The 381-nt window shown below is 64.6% G+C and carries 1 protein-coding gene; it reads left to right on the forward strand.

The features are described from left to right. The coding region (locus tag AC5ZG1_RS44705) for an ATP-binding cassette domain-containing protein (RefSeq protein WP_496136615.1) at nucleotides 1-381 on the forward strand (381 nt) is incomplete at both ends.

Consider the following 381-nt stretch of genomic DNA (forward strand, 5'->3'; position numbering starts at 1 on the left):
CACCGGACGCTGGCGGAAAATATCGCCTATTCGAGGCCGAACGCCTCGCGGCGCGAGATCGAGCAGGCGGCGAAACAGGCCAACGCCCACGGCTTCATCTTGGACCTGCCCAAGGGCTATGAGACGATGGTCGGCGAACGCGGCGTCAAGCTGTCGGGCGGAGAACGGCAGCGTGTCGCCATCGCCCGCGCCTTCCTGGCCGATGCCCCGATCCTGATCCTCGACGAGGCGACATCGGCCCTCGATACGACGACGGAACAGGAAATCCAGACGGCCCTCGACTTGGTTTCGAAGAACCGCACGACCTTGGTCATCGCCCACCGGCTTTCGACCGTCATCGGCGCCGACGAGATCATCGTGCTCAAAAGCGGCGAGATCGCC

It is taken from the genome of Bradyrhizobium sp. Leo78, from assembly GCF_059512425.1.